This window comes from Streptomyces recifensis (genome assembly GCF_002154615.1).
In the GTDB taxonomy this organism is placed as follows: Bacteria; Actinomycetota; Actinomycetes; order Streptomycetales; family Streptomycetaceae; genus Streptomyces; species Streptomyces griseoluteus.
This window is the reverse complement of record NZ_MUNH01000340.1, coordinates 1-2,797: the sequence shown is the minus strand read 5'-3', so window position 1 is coordinate 2,797 and position 2,797 is coordinate 1. Positions and strand designations below refer to the sequence as shown.

Below are 2,797 nucleotides of genomic sequence, written 5' to 3'. Positions count from 1 at the left end.
GCGTTCAGGCGGCCCAGTTCGTCGCGGTAGCGGCGGCCCGAGGGGGTGGCCGGGACGATGCCGGAGCCGACCTCGTTGGAGACGGCGACGACCGTGCGCGGGGTCTCACGGACCGCCCGGGTCAGTTCGTGGACGCGTTCGCGCAGCGCCTTCTCACCGCCGTCGGCCCACTGGGCGTCGTCCCAGGCGCCGACCGCGTCCATCACGTCGGTGAGCCAGAGCGAGAGACAGTCGATGAGGAGGGGCGGGCCGTCCTCGGCGAGGAGCGGGACCAGGTCCGTCGTCTCCGCCGTACGCCAGGAGCCGGGACGGCGCTCCCGGTGCGCGGCGACCCGGTCCGCCCACTCGCGGTCCCCGGCGCGGGTGCCGCCGGTCGCCGCGTAGACCACGTCCGGGAAGGACTCCAGACGCCGTTCCGCCTCCACCGACTTGCCCGAGCGGGCGCCGCCCAGCACCAGCGTCCGGCGCGGCACGTCCGGGACCTCGTCGTACGCGCCCACCGCCAGCGTCACCCCGTCCGGCACCGTCCGCGCCCCGGCCGCGGCCAGCCGCCGGGGCAACTCCGTCGCCTGCGGCACGTCATGGTCCAGGTGGACCGCCACGATGTCGGTCGCCGGCCCCACCCCGCCGGCCGCCCGCAGCCGGGCCAGCGCGTCCGGGCGCCCCACGACGTCGGCCAGCACCATGTGGTACGGCTCCGCCACCCGCTCCAGGCCCGCCGGGGAGCCGCCCGGCGGGAGGTACAGCAGCTTCAGCCCGTCCGGCCCGGTCACCTCGTACCCCGTACCGCCCGCGTCCATCGCCAGGGCCCGGACCCGGTGCCCGGTCAGCAGGGTCAGCTCGCGGCCGTCCGGCACCCGGACCGGCTGGGGGAGTCCGGCGGGGACCTCCACGGCGGGCCCGTCGTGCGGGTGGGAGAGGAGCACCTGGCGGACCCGGCCCAGCGAGTGCCCGGCGCGGGCCGCGGCGAAGGCGGCGCCCGGTGTCAGGTCCAGCAGCAGGGCCCCGTCCACCAGCAGCGCGGTGGCCGCCCGCGCGTCCGGGCCGAGCGCGCTCGCGCACACGGCACAGGGGCAGTCGGGGCGGGGCAGTCCCGAGGGGGCACCGGTGCCGAGCAGAGTGACGTCCACGGAACCGATTTTCACCTGTCCCGGCGAGCGCCGCGCACCGGGCCACCTGAGCGGTCGATGATCCACGATGTCCTGTGGCCCGCCCCGTGAACCGCATACCCTCTCCGCAGGAGTCGGATCGAAGGAGGCCCGCATGACAGCTTGGACGTGGCGGTTCGAGAAGGCCGACGGGACGGAGGTCCCGCCCGCCGTGGAGCCCGAGGAGTTCACCACGCAGGGCGACGCCGAGTCCTGGGTCGGCGAGAACTGGAAGGCGCTGCTGGAGGGCGGCGCGGACCAGGTGCGCCTCTTCGAGGAGGGCACCGAGATCTACGGGCCGATGAGCCTCGACGCCGAAGCGGCGTAGCCCCGGTCCGGCGGGGGCGGGACCCCTCCCGCTCCCGTCGGGGTGCCCTCACTGCTCCCCGAGCGTCACCTCCGCCGTGTGCCGGGACCCCCCGCGCTCGTAGGTGACCGTCACCTTCTCGCCGGGCTTCTTCCCCGCCAGCACCGCGGCGAGTTCCGTGGTGGTGTCGACCGGGCTGGCGCCCAGCCGGGTGATCACATCGCCGGCCTTCAGCCCCGCCTTGGCCGCCGGGCCGCCTCGCTGCACCGTGACCACCGCCGCCCCGGCGGGCCGGTAGCCCTCGTCCACCACCGTGCGGACCGTGACGCCCAGCGCGGCCCGGCCCGAGTCGGTGACCTTGCCGGTGGCGATGATCTGCCCGGCGACCGTACGCACCATGGACGCCGGGATGGCGAAGCCGATGCCCGGCGCCGCCCCGCCCTGCATGCCGGGGTCGATCGCGCCCAGCGTCGGGATGCCGATGACCTGGCCGTTCAGGTTCACCAGGGCGCCCCCGCTGTTGCCCGGATTGATCGCCGCCGAGGTCTGCACCATGTTGGGGATCGTGGCGCCCGCACTCTCGTCGTCGCCGGGCTCGCTGACGGTCCGCCCGGTGGCCGAGACGATGCCCTGGGTCACGCTGGAGGACAGCCCGAGGGGGGAGCCCATGGCCAGCACGATCTGGCCGACCTCCACCTTGTCGGAGTCGCCGAACACCGCCGGGCGCAGGCCCGCCGGGGCCTTGTCCAGCTTGATCACCGCGAGATCCTGCTCGGGGTAGGAGTAGACCAGGCTCGCCGTCAGCGGTTCCTCGCTGCGGGCCGTGGTCACCCGGAAGGTCTTCTCCGGCCCGACCACGTGCGCGTTGGTGACGATGTGGCCCTTGTCGTCGTAGATCACGCCCGAACCGAGGGACTCCCCCGCCTGGATCTGGACGACCGAGGGCAGGACGTCCTTGATGACCTTCTGGTACTGGTCCTGGAGGTCGTTCGCCGCCCTCGGCAGCGCCGCCTGCGCGGTCGGCGGCCCGTCCTTCCGGGCCGAGGGCGCCGGGTCGGAGCAGCCGCCCACGAGGACGGCGGCGCACACCAGCACGACGGCCACGGCACCCCTGCGCCCGGCCCGGATACGGGAAGCGTCCATGGACGAGTCTCCCCACGGGTCACAGGCAGGGGCCCGCCGGATACCGCCGAACGGGACCAGGGCCGGTCCGGCAGTTCCCGTCCGCCGCGCGACGACGCGAATCGCCGGGCGGGCTCTAGGGGATGTCTCGCCGATCTTCGCGGGCCCGCGACCCCTGGCACGGCACCTCGCCGCACGGACGAATCGCCCACGTACGTCC

General features: G+C 74.9%; 3 protein-coding genes. 1 reads left to right on the top strand and 2 read right to left on the bottom strand.

The window, feature by feature from the left end; genetic code table 11:
- Positions 1-1,130: bifunctional adenosylcobinamide kinase/adenosylcobinamide-phosphate guanylyltransferase (locus CCN33_RS18480; RefSeq protein WP_086694689.1), on the bottom strand; the 1,130-nt coding region annotated here is incomplete at its 3' end.
- A gap of 133 nt (positions 1,131-1,263) precedes the next feature.
- Between CCN33_RS18480 and CCN33_RS18475 the strand changes: the two genes are divergently transcribed.
- On the top strand, positions 1,264-1,476 hold the full coding sequence (locus tag CCN33_RS18475; RefSeq protein WP_086694688.1) for a hypothetical protein: 213 nt from the start codon (positions 1,264-1,266) through the stop codon (positions 1,474-1,476).
- A gap of 48 nt (positions 1,477-1,524) precedes the next feature.
- Here CCN33_RS18475 and CCN33_RS18470 read toward each other — a convergent pair whose 3' ends face one another.
- Complete coding sequence (locus CCN33_RS18470; protein WP_086694687.1) at positions 1,525-2,598, bottom strand: S1C family serine protease; 1,074 nt, start codon at positions 2,596-2,598, stop codon at positions 1,525-1,527.
- Positions 2,599-2,797 lie beyond the last annotated feature (199 nt).

Excerpts from the sequence above, each read along its gene's own strand:
- CCN33_RS18470 (WP_086694687.1), bottom strand. The coding sequence starts at position 2,598 with ATGGACGCTTCCCGTATCCGGGCCGGGCGCAGGGGTGCCGTGGCCGTC.
- CCN33_RS18475 (WP_086694688.1), top strand. The coding sequence starts at position 1,264 with ATGACAGCTTGGACGTGGCGGTTCGAGAAGGCCGACGGGACGGAGGTC.